Here is an 18,245-nt window from a genome sequence, read left to right as displayed (position 1 = left end):
GCACGTCGCCGTGCAGGCATCGGGCAGCCGATACGGACAGTTGGATGCGCGTGGCTTCGCACTGCGGCGGCTGAAGCTTCTGGGGCTTGCCGCCTTCGTCAGCATCGCGCTTTCGCTTGCGACCCTGACCAATGCCTGGCTGCTCAACGAATTGCGCAGCTTCGACTATCTGTCGACCGTCGGCACACCGCCGCTGCCCGACAACAGCCCCGTCGTCGTTGCCATCGACGAGCCATCGATGGCCGAGATCGGCCGGCAGTGGCCGTGGCCACGTGCCCTGCACGCCCGTCTCATCGAGGCGCTACGCAAGGCCGGTGCCCGTGCGATCGGAATGGACGTCATTTTTGCCGAGCCGTCTGCAGATCCCGCGCATGATGATGAGCTGGAAAATGCGCTTGGTACCGACGTCGTCCTCGCCGGCGACCAGACGCTGGTGGAAGCACCACAGGCCGATCAGTTCGTGCGCACCGAGCCACTTGCCCGCTTCACCGCCAGGGGTGCCGTAACCGGCATTGCCTCGGTCAATCTTGGCGGCGACGGCACGCTACGCTCTATCCCCGATTATCCGGACGGTTTTGCCGCCGCTCTCGCCGGGATCGCCGGCACGCGGAGGCAACCTCCCCCGACGGACGCGCTCATCCAGGTCTTCGGACCGGCGCGAACCTATCCGACCGTTTCCTATTACCAGGCGCTCGATCCAGACAATTTTCTGCCCGAGGGCACCTTTCGCGATCGTGTCGTGCTCGTCGGCCTCAGCTTGCAGAACGCACCTTCGATTGCCGATGGCGGCGCGGATGCTTTTGCAACGTCCGATACCGTCCATTCGAACAAGCTCGTTTCCGGCGTCGAGATGCAGGCAACGATCTACGACAATCTTGCGCACGACCTCTTCATCCAGCGGGCTCCACGACCCGTTGTGATTGCTGCGATCGCATTTGCGGCGATCCTGGCCGCTTTCGCCGTGCTCAGGACAACGGGGTGGCGCACGCTCGGTTACGCCACTGTCGCACTCAGTCTCATTGTTCTTTCAAGCTACGCGACGATGCGTCTTGGCCATGTCTTCCTCTCGCCTCTCGGCCCGGGGCTCGCCTTCCTTGCGGTGGCCGCCGGCCAGGCTGGGCTGGACTATGCCGACGAACGTCGACGGCGCCGCGAAATCACCCGGGCCTTTCAGCAGTACCTATCCCCTGCCCTTGTCGAACGACTGGCCAAGGACCCGTCGCATCTGAAGCTCGGCGGCGAGCGACGCACGCTTTCGATTCTCTTCTGCGACATCCGCGGTTTCACCACCATTGCCGAAGAGATGAAGGACGATCCGGAGCGATTGACGACGCTCGTCAACCGATTGCTGACGCCGCTGTCGGACGCGGTGCTGAAGCAGGGCGGTACTATCGATAAATATATCGGCGACTGCCTGATGGCCTTCTGGAATGCGCCGCTCGACGACCCCGACCATGCGGTCCATGCGGTGCGTGCAGCGCTCGACATGCTTGCGGCGCTCGCACGGGTCAACGAGGAGCTGGAGGCCGAGGCGAAGCGGGAGCGCGGGCCCGCGCAGACGCTGCGGATCGGCATCGGCATCAACACCGGCGAATGCGTCGTCGGCAACATGGGCTCGCATCAGCGCTTTGACTACTCCGCCCTCGGCGATGCGGTCAATCTCGCCTCGCGTCTCGAAGGAGCGTCCAAGGATTACGGTATCTCGCTGCTCCTCGGCGAGGAGACCGCGCGTCTCGTGGAAAAGACCTTCCCGATCGCGGAGCTCGACCGCATCACCGTCAAGGGACGCAGCACCGTGTCGCCTGTCTTCACCGTCGCGGTCGGCGCCAACAAGGAAGCGCTCGAGCGCCACCGGTCTTTCGTGCAAGCCAAGTATGACGGCGTGCTTCAGGCGCATGACGTGGTGTTCGACCAATTGCAGAAAGTCCTGCCGCCACTTGCGCGCTACTACGAGCGTGAGCGCAGCCGTCTCGATCCGCCGCGGCACGAACCGGGTTGAACCCAGGCTCAATGCAAGCCGCCGACTCCCAGCAGCCGCTCGACCGCACCGTGGTCCTTGGCGAGCGCCTCAGGTGTTCCTGTCCAGGCGATGCGGCCGCGCTCGAGCACGATCACGTGATCGGCAAAGTCGAGCGCGCTCTGGATGCGTTGTTCGACCAGCAGGATGGTCATGTCGCCGGTCTTTGCCAGTTCGGCGAAGGCCTTCATCAGTTCCTCGCAGATAACCGGCGCCAGGCCCTCCAGCGGTTCGTCGAGAAGCAGGATCGAAGGTCGCCCGAGAATCGAGCGCGCCGTCGACAGCATCTGCTGCTCGCCGCCGGATAGCTGACTGCCGAGATTGCGTCGCCGTTCATGGAGACGCGGGAACATGTCGTAGGCTTCCTGGATTGCGCTCTTGGGACGGTTCTTGAGCCCGACGAAAAGGTTCTCCTCGACGGTCAGTGTCGGAAAAACGCAACGCGCCTGCGGCACGAAACCAAGCCCCTGCATGGCGCGTGCGGCGCTCGGCAGCGCCGTCACGTCCGTGCCACCCATTCGGATGCGCCCGTCATATCGCCGCGTCTGGCCGGCAAGAGTGGCAAGCAGTGTCGTCTTGCCCATGCCGTTGCGGCCAAGAACGGCGAGGCGGGCGCCTGCCGGAACGGCGAAAGACACACCTTCGAGCACGCGCGTCGGGCCGTAGCCCGCGGACAGGTTTTCGACCTCAAGCGGCGTGGCTGGCATTGGCATAGCTCCCCAGATAGGCTTCCCGTACGCGCGGATCCTTCGTCACCTCCGACGGCGACCCGTCGAAGATGATCGCGCCCGCAGCCAGAACAATCACACGCTTGGCGAAGCGGAAGACGAGGTCCATGTCGTGCTCGATCATCAACACGGCGAGATCATCAGGCAGATCGGCCAGCGCCTGCTCGATGCGGCCAGTGTCGCTCTGCGGCACGCCGGCGGCGGGCTCGTCGAGGAGCAGCACCCTCGGTTTCAGCGCCAGTGCGACGGCAATCTCCAGCAGGCGCTGCTGGCCATAGGCAATCTCGCTCACCTTGCGGTGCATCAACTCCTTGAGGCCGAGCTTGGCGAGAAGCTCCTGGACCTCGGCCATGACATCGGACATGCCCCGAAAATTGCCGAAGAGGCGGCCAGCGCGGCCGCTTCGTTGCAGCACGGCCAGTGCAACGTGCTCGGCGGGTGTCATGTCGGCAAAGAGGCGGGTCACCTGGAACGAGCGGACGAGCCCCCGCCGCACGCGGCCGATCGCATCGACGCCGGTCACGGCTTCGCCACCGATGCGCACCTCGCCGGAGTCAGGCCGGAGGTTGCCGGTGACCAGGTTGACGAAGGTGGTCTTGCCGGCGCCGTTCGGGCCGATCAGCGCCACCCGGTCTCCCGGCGCCATGCTGAGGCTGACATCGTTGGTGACCGCAAGCCCGCCAAAGGCGCGCTTCAAGTTGCGGACTTCAAAGATCGGCTGCATCACTTGGCCTCCCGCCGACGGGTAACGAAACTGGCGACGGTACCGTAGATGCCCCTCGGCGCGAACAGCACGACGGCGATCAACAGCGCCCCGACCATCGTCAGCCAATGAAAGGGGTTTGCCGCCGAGACGACGTCCTCGAAGAACATGAAGACGACCGTCCCCGTCAGCGCGCCGAAAAGCGAGCCCGTACCGCCGAGCACCAGCATGACAAGGCTTTCGGCCGACATCGTGAAGGAAAGGCTGTCGAGACCGACGACCTGGGTCGTGATCGCGTTCAGCGCGCCGCCGACGCCGGCAACGGCGCCGGATATGACATACATCTTCGTCAGCGCGATCTTCGGCGAAGCACCCATGGAGCGGATGCGGATCGGATCCTCCTTGATGCCGCGGCACAGCATGCCGAAAGGCGAGCGCACAATCAGCCGCAACAAAACGAAGACGATCGCGAGCAACGCAACGCCGAAGACGTAAGCCGTGCGTCCCCATAGGTCGAACTCGTAGAGACCGAGGAGCGCCGTCGGTGCGATCCCGGAAAGGCCGTCGCTGCCGCCGGTCCAGGACGATGCCTTGTTGGCGAACTCATGAAAGAGATGAATGAGCGCGATCGACAGCACCAGTTGCGGCAGACCGTGGGCGCGCAGGATGACGACACCGCAGACGAGCCCGGCCGCCGCGCCAGCCACAATACCGAACGCCAGCATGGCAAGCGGATCGTTGATGCCGTAATGCGCCGAGGCGATGCCCGCCGCATAGGCGCCGGCGCCGAAGAGGGCGGCGTGACCGAGCGTCGCAACACCGCAATAGCCGGTGACGAGATCGAGCGACAGCACCAGAAGAGCTACCGCAATGATCCGGGTCAGAAGCGCCAGATTGTTGGGAAAGAGGAAATAGCCGATCAGCGCGACCAGCAGGATGATGCCCAGGCCAATGAGGTCTCCACCGCCGAAGCGCCGGCGCACGGGCGAGGCCGCAATCATGTCGTTCGTCGTCGTCATGGTCATCCCTTGGCCCTCCCGGCGAGCCCGCGCGGATAGATGCAGATGATCGCGATCACCGCCAGATAGAAGAAGAACTCGCCGAATTCCGGCATGAGGTAGCGGCCGGTCGTATCGATCGCGCCGAGCAGCAGGCAGGCGATCAGAGCGCCGGGGATCGAGCCGGCGCCGCCGACGGAGACGACGACGAGGAAGGTCACCATGTAGCGCAGCGCATAATAGGGTTCGACCGGAAGCAACTCGGCGCCGACGACCCCACCGAAAGCGGCGAGCCCAACGGCAACCGCAAAGCTCACGGCATAGACGATCTCCGTGCGCACCCCGAGGGCGGCAGCCATCGCCGCATTGTCGACCGAGGCGCGCAACTTCACGCCAAAGGCGGTCTTTTCGATCGCGTACCAGAGACCGGCGGCAACCGCGAGGCCGCAAAGGATCGCGAAAATGCGGTGCGTGGCAATCGCCCGGAAGCCAAGGTCGACCGATCCCTGCAATTCGCTTGGCAACGGCACGGTCTTCAGCGTCGGACCGAAAACGTAGTTGGCGATACCAATGATGCAGAAGGTGATGCCGATGGTCATCAGCACCTGGGTCAGTTCCGGCGCGCCGTAAATCCGCCGATAGAGCAGCCTTTCGATCGGAACAGCGATGGCGATGGTGCCAAAGATCGCAAGGAGGATGGCGAAGCCATAGGCAAGGCCGAGATCCCGCGCCGCATAGGAGGCGATGTAGCCACCGATCATGGCAAAGGCGCCATGCGCCAGGTTGACCACGCGCATGAGGCCCATGGTAACCGAAAGGCCGATGGAGATGACGAAGAGCACCATGCCATAGGCAAGGGCATCGATCGCAATGCTGAGGACGGTTTGCATGGGGCTATCCGTTGCCCTTTCTTCCAGTTTTTGCCGCGCCGGATTCGGGACGCATTATATGCGCGCACCACCATTCCTGCGCCAGCGCCTGTGACGTCGCGGTGCACGCGGCTCCGCTCACGGGCGCAGCCGATCTGCGCGTCCTCGGTGCTGGCGGGCGCTAGGCGCCCGCCCCAACCTGCCTACTTCAGCGCAGCGAGACCGGGGTCGCCCTGCTTCTCGAAGGTCTGGATTTCCTTGTTGTAGTAGGTGCCGTCATCGGCCTTGGCGACTTCGCGCAGATAGATGTTCTGGGTGATGTGGCGCGATTCCGGATCGATGGCGACCGGGCCGCGCGGACTCGTCCAGGAGAGACCCTTGACCGCATCGACGGCCTTGGCCGCGTCCTGCTCGCCACCGGTCGCCTCGATCATCTTGTAGATCACGTGCATGCCGTCATAGGCGCCAACCGAGGGGAAGGAGAGCTCGGCCGGATTGCCGATCGCCTTGCCGGCCGCTTCGACGAAGGCCTTGTTCTCCGGCGAGTCATGGGAGACCGCGTAGTGGAACGTCGTCTGGATGCCAAGCGCTGCCTCGCCGAGAGCCGGCAGGTCGGATTCCTGCGTCAGATCGCCGGGGGCAAAGAACTTGATGCCACCGTCCTTCAGGCCGTTCTCCTTGAAGGCCTTGACGAAACCGAGCGTCGTCGGGCCGGACGGCAGGAAGGCGAAGACGCCCTCGGCACCGGAATCCTTGATGCGCTGCATGATCGGCGAGAAATCATTGGTCGCGAGCGGCATGCGGATCGCCTCGACCACCTGGCCGCCGGCCGCTTCAAATCCCGCCTTGAAGGCGTTCTCGGCATCGACGCCCGGGCCGTAATCGCTGACGACGGAGATCACCTTGGTGACACCGGCGTCCTTGGCGACCTTGGCGATCGGCGTGGAGGTCTGCCAGGTAGTGAACGAAGTGCGCACGACGAGTGGGCTCTTGGTGACGATCGCAGAGGTCGCCGCATTCATGACGACGAGCGGCACGTTCGCCTGGGTAAGGAGCGGCGTTACCGCCATGGCATCCGGCGTGAAGTAGAAGCCGGCAAGATATTGCACGCCTTCCTTCACCACCAGTTCCTGCGCCAGCGCCTTGGACTGGGCGGGATCGGCCTGCGGCACGTCGCGATAGATGATCTCGATATCGTCGTCGCCGACCTTGCTGCCGTTCAGCGCCATATAGGCGTCGATGCCGGCCTTGAAATTCTTGCCCTGTAGCGCGAACGGACCGGAAAATGGCCCGACGACACCGATCTTGATCGTGTCGGCATAGGCCGCGCCGCTCATTGCCAAAGCCGCGACCGCAGCCAGAATCATCCGTTTCATGTTTCCTCCCTGAGATGCCGATCGCTCCCGAACCGACATCGTCCTCGCAAACCCCGTTGGATTTGATAGGCATCAACTTGCCATGCCAAACGGTGATGTAAAAATGAAATATGGGGCCAAAATCATAATCAGGAAGTTATGTATCCGGAAGGATCGGACAACCATCCGAAGCGTATTTAACGGTGATGCGTGCTACGTCAACGACAACCGAATGACGACCGCCGGCAGGGGGCCGAGACATGGGTAGCATAGACGAGGAAGCCCAAGCGGGGCCGTGCCGACGTGGAGACGCCCGCCGCCCCCGCCGGCCCACACGCCCCCATCGCGTCGCCCGATTTAATTCCGTCACAGTTGTTACTCCCGACATTTGATACGTGGTGCCAAACTCCCCTCGATGACGGCGCGACGACCTGCATCCCGGCGCTCCAGCCGCACGACGCAGGCTTCGTCTCAAACGAGGAGATTGAAAGCCATGACCAAGACAGTCGACAATGGGCAGGCAACCGACCAGCCAACCATGCAAAAGCCGGAGGTCGTCTCTGCGCAGGCCTGGGAAGCGGCACGCCAGAACCTGCTCGTAAAGGAAAAGGCCCACACGCGGGCTCGCGATGCGCTCGCCGCCGAGCGCCGGCGCATGCCGTGGATGGCGGTCACGAAGGAATATGTCTTCGAGGGCCCGGACGGCAAGGCGAGCCTCCTCGATCTCTTCGCCGGTCGGCACCAGTTGATCGTCTACCGCGCCTTTTATGAGCCGGGTGTCTATGGCTGGCCCGAGCACGCCTGTCGCGGTTGCTCGATGGTCGCCGATCAGGTTGCCCACCTTTCCCACCTCAACGCCCGCGACACCACCCTGGTCTTCGCTTCGCGGGCACCGCAGGCGGATATCGCCAGGCTGAAGGCGCGCATGGGCTGGACGATGCCCTGGTACACCATCACCGACAACTTCGACCTCGATTTCGGCGTCGACGAGTGGCACGGACACAACGTGTTCTTCCGCGACGGCGACCGGCTGTTCCGGACCTATTTCATCAACAACCGCGGCGACGAACAGATGGGCGGCACCTGGAACTATCTCGACATCACGCCGCTCGGCCGCCAGGAGGTCTGGGAGGACTCTCCCGAGGGCTATCCCCAAACCCCGACCTACAAGTGGTGGAACTGGAACGACAGCTACATCGAAGGCGCCGCGCCCGATCGGCGCTGGGTCGAAGTCTCGGACGCCGGCGAGGCAGCGATGCGAAGCCAGGACGCGAGCTCGGTGCGATGAGCGCCAGCCTCTCTGCCGGCGCGCGAGAACTTCACCGGACGGTAGCGCGGGGGGCGGCCGACGGGCTCGCCCTTGCGGCGTCGCCAACCTTCGCGCTCATGGCGATTTCGACTGGCGCATGGGGCACAGAGGTCGGGCAGATGTTGTGCGCCGGCGAGCCGGGCCCGCAGATCGGGGGGATGACCGTGATGTACCTCTTGATGAGCATCTTTCACCTCGCCCCATGGCTGCGGCTCCTTCACGCCACCAAGCCCGAGGCAGCCTAAAGCCGTCCGTATATCCGCCTGGCAATACACCATACCGGCCCTACTTGAAGGCAAAGCGGGGCCGGTCTTCGCGACACGCAAAAGGTGTGGAAACGACCGGAACCATATGTCCGTGATACCGGCGAATGGGCATGCTGTTGATTCTGAGAGGCTGTGACCTCTTGGGATTGAAGCAGGAAACGGCTTCCGCAGGTAAATCCGGCCGCCCGCGAACAGCATTGTCCGTAATGGTTGCCGGGCAATGCCGCGTGAGAACGGTTCCGGTGGAAATATTTGATCGAATCGGGAAAACGAACTTGAGTGTTGCAACATCCCAGCCGACGCCGACACGTTTCAAGCTACGCCTGGTGCCGTCACTGGTCGGCGCCCTCCTGAGCGTCGCCGCCCTTACGTCGTCGCTATACTATCTCGTTGGTCCGCAAAGCATTCCCGCGGAAGTCGCCGCGATCGATCTGTCGGGGACGCCGACAGATGCAGGCGCTTCCCCGAACAAACCGCCAAGCTTCGAGATTCTCTACAGCAACGGTGATCAGGGGCTGATGGTTTACGAAGGCTACGTCTATGTCGTGCGACTCGGCGACAAGTTACCGAACGGCCGGCGCATGATCGGTTTCCAAAAACGGGACGGAAACTGGAACGCAGTGACGCTTTGAGGCCATCTGCCGGCCCGGCGTTGTGGATGTTAACCGTTTGTTAACGCTCGCCTACGAGGCAGGGAGAACCCCCATTTAGCCACGGTTGCCACCCAGGGCGAACTGGCGCAACTCTTTGTTAAAGAGTCGTGAATCAGTGCTTTGGATGGTGCAGAATGATTAACAAGAAGCTACAGGATGAGCTGGTCGAACTCGACGAGAGCCCTGCGCTTGAGAGCCGCTCGGTGATGAGCGAGCGTGCGGTCCAGGGCATTCCCCTGGCGATCGAAGCCGTCATCGGGCGCGCCAAGCTGACAGTTTCCCAGATTTCAAAACTCCATCCTGAAGACACGATCCATCTCGACCGCAATTTCGGCGAACCGGTGGAACTCAAGGTCAACGGCATGATCATCGGCAGAGGCGAGATCGTCTATGACGAATCCAGCAACGCCGTCGGCATCAAGATCATCGAGACGTCGCCGATCGCACGACGCTAGATTCCTCGCCAGGATGCGCAGCTGACCAGCGAGAGAGATGGACGTCAGGCGGCGCACACGGCAGCGCCCGCCCGCCGGGAGATATCATCAGTCGAGTCGGTTTCTTCCTCGGCGTCCAGCCCCGCTTTGGACCCGAACCGAACCACATCTGGTGGCGAACGTCTAGACACGGCTTGCGGAAGGCAGGGAAACATAAGCCAGGAACGGGCACAACGCCGCCCTTGGCTTCGTGCCGCCGCAAGGCTATGTCCATGCCTATCGACACGATCCGGTACGGGAGGAGCCTCAGATGCTGATCGATGGAAAAGTCTTTATCGTGACCGGCGGCGGTTCGGGCCTTGGCGCAGCCGTCGCGCGGCGGCTGCATGGCGAAGGCGCCCGTGTGGTTCTTGCCGACGTCAACGCCGAGGCCGGCCAGAAAATGGCCGACGAGCTCGGCAGCAACGCCCTCTTCCACAAGACGGATGTCACCAGCGAGACGGATGCCGCCGCCGCCGTTGCAGCGGCCTTGGACCGCTTTGGTCATCTCCACGGGCTTGTAAACTGTGCCGGCATTGCACCCGGCGAGAAGGTGCTCGGCCGCGACGGGCCGCATCGGCTGGAGAGCTTTTCGCGCGCGGTCACGATCAACCTGATCGGCACCTTCAACATGCTGCGGCTTGCCTCCGAGGCGATCGAGCGAGAAGAGCCGGGCGACGACGGCGAGCGGGGCGTGATCGTCAACACCGCATCGGTCGCCGCCTTCGACGGCCAGATCGGCCAGGCGGCCTATGCTGCCTCCAAGGGCGGCGTCGTCTCGATGACGTTGCCGATCGCCCGCGAACTTGCCCGCCACGGCATTCGCGTCGTCGCCATCGCTCCGGGCATCTTTGAAACGCCGATGATGGCCGGCATGCCGCAGGAGGTACAGGATTCGCTCGGCAAGAGCGTTCCCTTCCCGCAGCGCCTCGGTAAACCCGACGAGTTTGCCGCACTCGTGCAGCATATCTGCGAGAACCGCATGCTGAACGGCGAAGTTATCCGCCTCGACGGCGCGCTGCGCATGGGCGCGCGCTGATAGGATCAGCTTCCGACGCCGCGCCTGCATTCAGCCGGCGCGGCGTCGTGCTCCTACCGCCGCCGATCAGGCGGCTTGATCCACCATTTTGACGACGTAGGCGCAGCGCCGAGCACCGGCGAGAATGTGCTCGGCGCGCTCGACCTCGACACCGGGGCCGAGCACCGCACGGAACACACTCAATTCCGCCCGGCAGAAGCCCTGGCAGCTCGTTGCGGCAGCGCAGATCGGACAGTGGTTCTCGACGAAGAGCAGCGTGCCGTCGCCAGGATCCTCGCAGGCCGCCATATAGCCTTCCCGCGATCGCAGCCGCACCAGTTCGTCCACCCGCTCGCGCAGGTCCTTCTTGTCCGTCATCGCTGCGCCATAGTTCTGCCGGGTCTCGTCCTCCCGCGCCGCGATCAGCCGCTCGATCGCCGCCTCGCCGAGCGTCTGGCGGATCGTCCTCAAGAGCTGGACGGTAAGCTCCGCATGGGTATCGGGAAACTCCGCATGGCCGGCGGCGGTCAGCCCCCAGAACTGCGAAGGGCGGCCGACGCCTTTCGCCTCCGACCACGATAGGACCAAACCATCCTCGGCAAGACGGACAAGCTGCTGTCGCACGGCCTCGCCGGTAATCGCCAGACGCTTTCCGAGTGCCGTCGCCGTCTGCGGGCCATGCAGCTTGAGCGCCAGCATGATGCGCTCGCCCGGCGTGCGGCCGCTGCTCCGCTCTGAATTTAACAAGGGATCGCTTGACATATTCCTGCACACAGATTTACAAAGAAGTCTCTTGCTAAATACACTCTCATCCAACCGCAGACAAGTGATCCCTCGAGAGTGTCCCGCCCGCAAAGGATTTGATCATGGCCTTCGAACTTCCCGCCCTTCCCTATGCACCCGGTGCGCTCGCTGAAAACGGCATGAGCGCCGAGACGATCGAGTTCCACCACGGCAAGCATCACCAGGCCTATGTCACGGCGCTGAACGGTTTCGTCGAGAAGGATGTATCGCTCGCCGACCTGTCGCTCGAAGAGATCATTCGCCACAGCCACGGCAAGGCGGAACTGGCGCCGGTCTTCAACAATGCCGGCCAGCATTGGAACCACATCCTGTTCTGGAAGAACCTTTCGCCCAAGGGCGGGCAGATCCCCGGTGCGCTCGAAAAGAAGCTCATCGAAGACTTCGGCAGCGTTCAAGGCTTCAAGGACGCCTTCAAGGCGGCCGCCACCAGCCAGTTCGGCTCCGGCTGGGCCTGGCTCGTGCTTGGCCCGGACGGTAAACTCAAGGTGACGAAGACCGCCAACGGCTCCAACCCTGTCGCCATCAACGAAGGCAAGGCTCTGCTCGGCCTCGATGTCTGGGAACACGCCTATTACATCGACTACCGCAACCGCCGGCCGGACTACGCGTCGAACTTCCTCGACAAGCTCGCCAACTACGAGTTTGCCGAAGCGGAATTGAAGTCCGCCTGACCGGCTGAGGATCGCCCTGAGCTGGAAGCAGCTCTACTGCATGTCTCCTTTGATCGTAGCCGGTTAAAGGACAAAGGCATGTGGCAATTCAAAGTGCTACAGCGACCTTTGCGCGTCGACGCGCGGCGCTGTGGGCAGCAAGTCAGAGAATTTGCGGCAGCCCTCTTGCCCCCGCCTGAGCCTGGCTTCCGCAAACCCCGTGGCGTCTCCCCGCCGCCACGGGCTATCCTCAGTTGGAACAAGACCCATGCGCCAGTCACCTCCGCTTTCCGTCGACATCGACGCCCACGCCGATCTGGCCGTGTCGAAACCGGAGTTCGCCGACACCCTGTCGCATCTCGCTGCCACCGTCTGCGTGGCAAGCGCCGGCAAGGGCGCCAATAGTCTTGGCCGGACCGTGACCGCCACCTTTTCACTGACCGCGAACCCGCCATCGATCGTCGTTTCGATCAAGGCTAACAGCCCGCTTGCCATGCGGATTGTCGCCGAGCAAGGTTTCTCGCTCGCCATGCTGGCCGAGGGGCAAGAATTGATCGCGGACGCCTTCGCCGGCAAGATTGAAGCGTCCAGGCGTTACCTCGTCGGCATCTGGGCTGACTGGCCGAGCGGACGGCCGAGGCTTCTCGGCGCTGCCGCCGCGCTCGACTGCCTGCTGAGCGCTTCGGTGCAGGTCGGCGACCACACGTTATTCGTAGGAACAATTGTCGCAACCGAGACTTCCACCCATGCCGGCCCCTTGATCTGGAGCCGCCGGCGGTATCAGTCTCTCAACGGGACGAGATCGTTGCCGGCTCAGCCGAGCAGCGGGCCCGCGACGTTGCACCCAAGCAAGCCTGCGGCCTGAACCGGCGATCGCGTAGGAGGAATGCCAGCAATGCGGCAAGCGCTCGAAAAGCTCTTAGAAACCGGCAAGGACGACGCCCTGCTGCGCTTCACGCTCGCCAGCATCTGCCTTCAGGAAGCGGACCTCGATACCGCGCTTGCCCATGTCGAGCGCGCAATCGCCTTCGACCGGGACTATTCCGCTGCGTGGAAACTGCGTGGTGCCATTCTACACAAGGTCGGCCGGTTCGAAGAGGCGCTCCAGGTCTGGCGCGAAGGCCGCGCCGTCGCCGAGCGGAAGGGCGATCTGCAGGCGGCAAGGGAGATCGGCGTTTTCCTCAAGCGCCTGGAACGCCAGTGCATCGCCGCCAACAGAAACGATTAGCCGGCCCACCTTCAAGGTGGGCGGTCCGGCAGAGATGCCGAGTTCCGCAGGACCACCTACAGCGCCGCGCGTCTTTTCAGACGTGCAAACGTCGCTGTAGGACTTTGATTTGCTGCATGTCTTTGTCCTTAAATCGAGGTCGATTAAGGAGACATGCAGGGGGTCAGCTCACTTGAAGACCGACGGCAACCAGAGCGACAGCGCCGGGATGTAGGTGACAGCCATCAGCACTGCGATGCTGGCGCCGAAGAACGGCCAGATCGTGCGCATCGCCTCGCGAATGGAAATTCCGCCGACGGCGCAGCCGACGAAGAGCACCGTGCCCACCGGCGGCGTGTTGAGCCCGATGCCGGCATTCAGGATCATCACCACCCCGAAATGCACCGGATCGATGCCGAACGCCTTGACGACCGGAAGCAGCACCGGCGTGCAGATGATCACCATCGGCGCCATGTCCATGAAGGTGCCGAGGAACAAGAGGATGATGTTGATGACGAGCAGCACGATGATCGGGTTCTCCGAAATCGCACCGATCGCGCCGATCATCAGCGCCTGCACCTGCAGGAAGGCCATCAGCCAGCCGAAGGATGCCGCCATGCCGATGACGAGGAGAACCATGGCGGTGGTGCGCACCGCCCCCATGACCGCTTCGACGAAGCCTGTCCAATCCAGTTCGCGATAAACCAGCATCGCGACGAGGAAGGCATAGAGCACGGCGATGCAGGAGCTTTCGGTGGCGGTGAACACGCCGGAGCGCACGCCGCCGAAGATGATGCCGATCAGGACGATGCCCGGAAACGAGGCGAGCAGATAGTAGAAGAGCCTGGAAAAACCCGGGAACGGCTCGGCCGGATAGCCTCTGCGCCTTGCGACGACATAGGCGGTCACCATCAGCGAAAGCGCAAGCAGCAGGCCGGGAATGATGCCGGCGGTGAAGAGATCGGCGACCGAGACATTGCCGCCGGCGGCGATCGAATAAAGGATCATGTTGTGCGATGGGGGGACCATCAGCGCGATGATGGCTGCGTTGACGGTAACGTTGACGGCGTAGTCACGGTCATAGCCGCGCTTTGCCATCTGCGGGATCATCAGGCCGCCGACGGCCGAAGCATCCGCGACTGCCGAGCCGGAGATGCCGCCGAAGAGCGTCGAGGCCACGATGTTGACCTGGCCAAGGCCGCCACGCAGATGCCCGACGAGGCCGGCGGCGAACTGGATCAGCCTGTTGGCGATGCCGCCGCGCACCATCAGGTCGCCGGCAAAGATGAAAAACGGGATCGCCATCATGGCAAAGACGTTCATGCCGGAATTCAACTGCTGGAACACCACCACCGGCGGCAGGCCGAGATAGAGCACGGTGGCGAAGGAAGCGATACCGAGGCAAAACGCGATCGGCGTGCCGATGAGCATCAGCAGGGTGAAGACCCCGAAGAGAATAGTGTAAGCCATTCAGGCCATCTCCTGCACGACGATATCGGCGGCGACATCGACACCCAGAACCAGATCAACGAAACGCTCGGCAGCGAAGAGGGCAATCATCACGCCGCCGACGATGAGCGGAAAAAAGTCGACCCCTCCCGGCCATCCAAGGACCGGAATAGTGGCGCTCCATGTGCCGATGCAAAGAAGCAGTCCGTAATAGGCCATGGATGCCCCGAAGATGACGATCAGGCCAAGGCTCGTCAGATCCATGGCAAGCTGGACCGAAGGCTTCATCACGTGGCGGATGACATCGAGGCCGAGATGCACGCTCTCGCGCACGCCGACCGCCGCGCCAAGCATGATGAACCAGGCCATCAGGTGGAGAGACAAGGGCTCCGACCAGCTTGGCGAGTCGTTCAGAACATAGCGGGCAAACACCTGCCAGCCGACGATCAGTGTCATGGCGACCATGCCGGTGCCGGCGATATAGAGCGACGCGCGGCTTAGCGCCCCGAGAAGCGGGCGTATCGCCCGCATGAAACGACGCATCTTTCTTCCTCCTCCGCGAAAGCAATCCTATGCACAGTTGCGAAGGCCGGTTCCTTTCCCGGGACCCGGCCTTTCATCTGCCGTCACTTGACCGCCTTCACCCGCTCGAGAAGGTCCTTGAGTTTCGGGTCGCTGACGAACTGGTCGTAGACCGGCGCCATTGCGGCGGCGAACTCCTCCTTGTTGACCTTGATGACGTTTGCGCCGGCGGCACGAACCTTCTCTTCCGAGACCTTCTCGCGCGCGCTCCAGAGTTCGCGCATCTTGCCAACGGAGTCCTTGGCCGCCTGACGAACCAGGGCCTGATCCTCGGGGGAAAGCTTGTCCCAGGTCATCTTGGAAATGACCAGGATTTCCGGATTGAGGGAATGTTCGGTGAGCGAATAGTTCTTGGCGACCTCGAAATGACGGGCGGATTCGTAGGACGGCCAATTGTTCTCGGCGCCATCGACGACACCGGTCTCGAGCGACGAATAGACCTCGCCCATCGGCATCGGCGTCGGGTTGGCACCGAAGGCCTGCATCATGGCGATCCAGAGATCGGACTGCTGCACCCGGATTTTCAGGCCCTTGAGGTCCGCCAGATTCTCGATCGGCTTTTTGGTGCTGTAGAAGGAACGCGCGCCGGAATCATAGAAGGCGAGACCGATCAGGCCGTGCGGCTCGAAGGCCGCCAGCACCTCGTCGCCGATCGGGCCGTCGACCGTCTTGTGCATGTGCTCGGTCGAGCGGAACAGGAACGGCATGCCAAGCACCATCGTCTCCTTGACGAGGTTGTTGAAGGGCGCGGCATTGACGCGGTTCATGTCGATGACACCGAAGCGCGTCTGCTCGATCGTGTCCTTCTCGCCGCCGAGCACGCCACTGTTCATGACCTCGACCTTGATCCGCCCGTTGCTACGCTCGGAAAGCAGTTGCCCCATGTATTTGACGGCCTCGACCGTCGGGTAGCCATCCGGGTGGATATCCGCCGAGCGCAGAGTGATTTCCTGCGCTTGCGCCGCTGTGCCAGCAAACGCCAGCCCCATGGCGACGCAAAGCATGCCTGCAGTTTTCCTCATGTTTTCTCCTCCTCTGATCGTGCTTCGGCCTCTCCGAAGGCCGGGTGTCTGCCCGTCCGGGCCGGCATGCAAAATCCTCTTGTCGTCAGGCCCGGCAGGGAGCCTCCCAGCTCCCATTGCGGACTGAAGTCACGCCACGGCGAAGGCCGGCAGCTTGAACAGGTGTTCCGGGTTCTCGACGAGGGCGAGATGCCGCGCCCGGTCGTCGGCAAGCCAGCCGAGCACCAGTTCCGCGAGCCGCGCGTCCTCGGGATAGTCTTCCGTCTTGCGGATCATGTTGTGCGGCCAGTTCGAGCCCCAGACGATGCGTTCCGGCGCATGTCTGGCGATCCGGCGCGAAAAGGCGGCCACGTCCTCGTACGGCCATCCCTGCCGCGAACTTTCGTAGACGCCGGCAAATTTGAACCAGACATTGCCGCGGTCGATCAGCTTCAGCAGCGCCGCGATCTCCGGCCCATCCGGATCGACGCCGGCGAAGAACTTGCCGTGGTGATCCAACACCCAGCGCGACCTGATGCGCTCCAACCGCGGCAGATGGTCGAGCAGCCTGTTGCCGTCGAATTGCACGGCAATCATCCAATCCGCCGCCTGTGCCCGCGCGTCCACTGCTTCCAGCGCGTCGAGCCCTACCGCGCCACCCGGCAAATCCATGATGCGTGCGCCGACAGCGCCGGTTTCGCTCAACGCGCGCATCTGCGCATCCGAAGTGTCCTCGTCGATGACGACGACGGCGTGCGCGGCGGCACCCATTGCTGCAACACAGGCAAGCGTGTTGGCATTGTCCCGCTGATGGGCATTGCCTTGGGTGATGATCACCCTGTCGATGCCGAGCCAGGCCATGACCTGGCGATAGGCCGCAGCATCCGGCAAAGGTTCAACAGGCAAAGGCGGACCGCCGGGAAGCGACGGGAAGCCTGGCAGATACATGTGCATCTGCGAATCGATGGCGCCCTTCGGCAGGCGCGGTTCGGGCGGGCGGCCGGTCAGGATGCGCTCGATCATCTTGCAGTCTCGGGCATCTTGAATTCGACGAGCGCATCGCGATTGATCTCGATGCCGAGCCCCGGGGCGTCCGGTATTGCGACGACGCCGTTGACGGCCTCGATCGGCGCCGTCAACACGGCCTGGCGGAACGGGTTCTCCGTCCGGTCGAACTCCAGGATCGGCTCGATCGGCTTCACCCGCACCGGATCCGGCGTCATCGCCGCCATGAATTGCAGCGCCGCGGCAATGTGAACGCCCGTGCCCCAGACATGGGGCACGATGCGAACGCCATGCAACGTCGCGAGGCTGGCGATCTTCACCATTTCGGAAAAACCGCCGCAACCGCACAGGTCCGGCTGCAGGATGTCGACGGCGCGGCTCTCGATCGCCGGCGACATGCCATAGCGCGTGTGCCAGGTCTCGCCGCCTGCGACGGGAATAGGCTGCCCTGCCCTGACCTCGCGATAGGCCGAGAGCTGCTCGGGCACGACCGGCTCCTCGAACCAATCGATGTCATAGTCCGCCGCAGCCTTGCCGAGGCGGATCGCTTCGGTGACGGTGTAGCCGTGGTTGGCGTCGATCATCAGCCGCATCTCGTCACCGATCGCCTCGCGCACCGCGCGGATGACGGAAAGGTCTTCCTCGATGCCGAAGCCGATCTTGATCTTGCAGGCGTGAAACCCCTGCGCCCGGCGCTCCGCCATCTCCATCGCGTTGTCAGACACACGGTCGACGCCGTCACGCTTGAAGCTGCCGGTCGCATAGGCGCGAACGCTCTCGCGCCAGCGACCGCCAAGCAGCATCGAGACGGAGGCGCCGTAGTGCTTGCCCTTGATGTCCCAGAGCGCGATGTCGATGCCGGACAGCGCCGTGATCGCGAGACCGCGCTGCCCCTGGTCGCGAAGCGCGTTATAGAGGACTGCCCAGAGCTTTTCGGTCTGGCGCGGATCCTGGCCGATCAGCCAGGGGGCATAGGCCGCGACCACGGCCGCGTTCGGCCGCGCCGGCCCAAGGCACTCGCCCCAGCCGATGCTGCCATCGTCGCATTCGATCTCCACCAGCACATGGGCGCGACGATCAAAGCGCATGGACGCGCTTTCGAAGGGCACGGCCAGCCGGTGCTCGAGGAGATGGGTGCGGACGGCGGTGATTTTCATC

20 protein-coding genes are annotated in these 18,245 nt (G+C 63.4%); 9 read left to right on the top strand and 11 right to left on the bottom strand.

Going from position 1 to position 18,245, the window contains the following annotated elements; translation table 11 throughout:
* Nucleotides 1-10: 10 nt before the first annotated feature.
* Complete coding sequence (locus tag BHMPCIPO_RS27245; protein ID WP_312033067.1) at nucleotides 11-1,999, top strand: CHASE2 domain-containing protein; 1,989 nt, start codon at nucleotides 11-13, stop codon at nucleotides 1,997-1,999.
* 8 nt (nucleotides 2,000-2,007) lie between these two features.
* On the opposite strand, the gene BHMPCIPO_RS27240 is transcribed toward BHMPCIPO_RS27245, so the two are convergent.
* The 5 genes from BHMPCIPO_RS27240 to BHMPCIPO_RS27220 form a co-directional block, all read right to left on the bottom strand.
* Nucleotides 2,008-2,724 (bottom strand): ABC transporter ATP-binding protein, encoded by a 717-nt coding sequence (locus tag BHMPCIPO_RS27240; protein ID WP_173519845.1) that lies wholly within the window; start codon nucleotides 2,722-2,724, stop codon nucleotides 2,008-2,010.
* The gene (locus BHMPCIPO_RS27235; protein ID WP_173519844.1) at nucleotides 2,705-3,469 is read right to left on the bottom strand and encodes an ABC transporter ATP-binding protein; all 765 of its coding nucleotides are present in this window, start codon (nucleotides 3,467-3,469) and stop codon (nucleotides 2,705-2,707) included. Before BHMPCIPO_RS27235 ends, BHMPCIPO_RS27240 begins: the two co-directional genes overlap by 20 nt.
* Nucleotides 3,469-4,473: a branched-chain amino acid ABC transporter permease gene (locus BHMPCIPO_RS27230; protein WP_173519843.1), complete on the bottom strand. Its 1,005-nt coding sequence runs from the start codon at nucleotides 4,471-4,473 to the stop codon at nucleotides 3,469-3,471. Before BHMPCIPO_RS27230 ends, BHMPCIPO_RS27235 begins: the two co-directional genes overlap by 1 nt.
* Nucleotides 4,470-5,336, bottom strand: a complete 867-nt coding sequence (locus BHMPCIPO_RS27225) for a branched-chain amino acid ABC transporter permease (RefSeq protein ID WP_173519842.1) — start codon at nucleotides 5,334-5,336, stop codon at nucleotides 4,470-4,472. Before BHMPCIPO_RS27225 ends, BHMPCIPO_RS27230 begins: the two co-directional genes overlap by 4 nt.
* Before the next feature lie 182 nt (nucleotides 5,337-5,518).
* On the bottom strand, nucleotides 5,519-6,691 hold the full coding sequence (locus BHMPCIPO_RS27220; protein ID WP_173519841.1) for an ABC transporter substrate-binding protein: 1,173 nt from the start codon (nucleotides 6,689-6,691) through the stop codon (nucleotides 5,519-5,521).
* A 472-nt stretch (nucleotides 6,692-7,163) separates the two neighbouring features.
* On the opposite strand from BHMPCIPO_RS27220, the gene BHMPCIPO_RS27215 reads away from it, so the two are divergent.
* The 5 genes from BHMPCIPO_RS27215 to BHMPCIPO_RS27195 all read left to right on the top strand — a co-directional run bounded on the left by BHMPCIPO_RS27215 (nucleotide 7,164) and on the right by BHMPCIPO_RS27195 (nucleotide 10,410).
* Complete coding sequence (locus tag BHMPCIPO_RS27215; RefSeq protein WP_173519840.1) at nucleotides 7,164-7,958, top strand: DUF899 domain-containing protein; 795 nt, start codon at nucleotides 7,164-7,166, stop codon at nucleotides 7,956-7,958.
* Entirely contained in the window at nucleotides 7,955-8,224 is a 270-nt protein-coding gene (locus BHMPCIPO_RS27210; RefSeq protein ID WP_173519839.1) for a hypothetical protein, read from the top strand. Before BHMPCIPO_RS27215 ends, BHMPCIPO_RS27210 begins: the two co-directional genes overlap by 4 nt.
* Nucleotides 8,225-8,355: 131 nt before the next feature.
* On the top strand, nucleotides 8,356-8,877 hold the full coding sequence (locus BHMPCIPO_RS27205) for a hypothetical protein (protein WP_173519838.1): 522 nt from the start codon (nucleotides 8,356-8,358) through the stop codon (nucleotides 8,875-8,877).
* 155 nt (nucleotides 8,878-9,032) lie between these two features.
* Entirely contained in the window at nucleotides 9,033-9,353 is a 321-nt protein-coding gene (locus BHMPCIPO_RS27200; protein WP_173519837.1) for a FliM/FliN family flagellar motor switch protein, read from the top strand.
* 289 nt (nucleotides 9,354-9,642) lie between these two features.
* Nucleotides 9,643-10,410, top strand: a complete 768-nt coding sequence (locus BHMPCIPO_RS27195; protein ID WP_173519836.1) for a 3-hydroxyacyl-CoA dehydrogenase — start codon at nucleotides 9,643-9,645, stop codon at nucleotides 10,408-10,410.
* A 66-nt stretch (nucleotides 10,411-10,476) separates the two neighbouring features.
* Here BHMPCIPO_RS27195 and BHMPCIPO_RS27190 read toward each other — a convergent pair whose 3' ends face one another.
* The gene (locus BHMPCIPO_RS27190) at nucleotides 10,477-11,088 is read right to left on the bottom strand and encodes a helix-turn-helix transcriptional regulator (RefSeq protein ID WP_210266660.1); all 612 of its coding nucleotides are present in this window, start codon (nucleotides 11,086-11,088) and stop codon (nucleotides 10,477-10,479) included.
* A gap of 167 nt (nucleotides 11,089-11,255) precedes the next feature.
* On the opposite strand from BHMPCIPO_RS27190, the gene BHMPCIPO_RS27185 reads away from it, so the two are divergent.
* The 3 genes from BHMPCIPO_RS27185 (at nucleotide 11,256) to BHMPCIPO_RS27175 (ending at nucleotide 13,071) form a co-directional block, all read left to right on the top strand.
* On the top strand, nucleotides 11,256-11,864 hold the full coding sequence (locus BHMPCIPO_RS27185; protein ID WP_173519834.1) for a superoxide dismutase: 609 nt from the start codon (nucleotides 11,256-11,258) through the stop codon (nucleotides 11,862-11,864).
* Between the two features lie 247 nt (nucleotides 11,865-12,111).
* Nucleotides 12,112-12,708: a flavin reductase family protein gene (locus tag BHMPCIPO_RS27180; protein WP_173519833.1), complete on the top strand. Its 597-nt coding sequence runs from the start codon at nucleotides 12,112-12,114 to the stop codon at nucleotides 12,706-12,708.
* Nucleotides 12,709-12,738: 30 nt separating this feature from the next.
* Complete coding sequence (locus tag BHMPCIPO_RS27175; RefSeq protein WP_210266659.1) at nucleotides 12,739-13,071, top strand: hypothetical protein; 333 nt, start codon at nucleotides 12,739-12,741, stop codon at nucleotides 13,069-13,071.
* Between the two features lie 168 nt (nucleotides 13,072-13,239).
* Here the strand turns inward: BHMPCIPO_RS27175 and BHMPCIPO_RS27170 are convergent, their stop codons facing one another.
* The 5 genes from BHMPCIPO_RS27170 to BHMPCIPO_RS27150 all read right to left on the bottom strand — a co-directional run bounded on the left by BHMPCIPO_RS27170 (nucleotide 13,240) and on the right by BHMPCIPO_RS27150 (nucleotide 18,244).
* Nucleotides 13,240-14,520 (bottom strand): TRAP transporter large permease, encoded by a 1,281-nt coding sequence (locus tag BHMPCIPO_RS27170; RefSeq protein WP_173519831.1) that lies wholly within the window; start codon nucleotides 14,518-14,520, stop codon nucleotides 13,240-13,242.
* A complete protein-coding gene (locus BHMPCIPO_RS27165; RefSeq protein WP_173519830.1) occupies nucleotides 14,521-15,042 on the bottom strand; it encodes a TRAP transporter small permease in 522 nt (173 codons plus the stop codon).
* Nucleotides 15,043-15,125: 83 nt separating this feature from the next.
* The gene (locus tag BHMPCIPO_RS27160) at nucleotides 15,126-16,103 is read right to left on the bottom strand and encodes a TRAP transporter substrate-binding protein (RefSeq protein ID WP_173519829.1); all 978 of its coding nucleotides are present in this window, start codon (nucleotides 16,101-16,103) and stop codon (nucleotides 15,126-15,128) included.
* A gap of 129 nt (nucleotides 16,104-16,232) precedes the next feature.
* Nucleotides 16,233-17,105, bottom strand: coding sequence for an amidohydrolase family protein (locus tag BHMPCIPO_RS27155; protein ID WP_246304577.1), 873 nt, complete (start codon nucleotides 17,103-17,105; stop codon nucleotides 16,233-16,235).
* Complete coding sequence (locus tag BHMPCIPO_RS27150; RefSeq protein ID WP_173519828.1) at nucleotides 17,102-18,244, bottom strand: mandelate racemase/muconate lactonizing enzyme family protein; 1,143 nt, start codon at nucleotides 18,242-18,244, stop codon at nucleotides 17,102-17,104. The genes BHMPCIPO_RS27155 and BHMPCIPO_RS27150 overlap by 4 nt, the downstream gene beginning before the upstream one ends.
* Nucleotide 18,245: the final 1 nt, after the last annotated feature.

Source organism: Ensifer sesbaniae, from assembly GCF_013283665.1.
Classification (GTDB): domain Bacteria; phylum Pseudomonadota; class Alphaproteobacteria; order Rhizobiales; family Rhizobiaceae; genus Ensifer; species Ensifer sesbaniae.
Note: the sequence above shows the minus strand (reverse complement) of the source record. Positions and strands in the feature narration are given on the sequence as shown.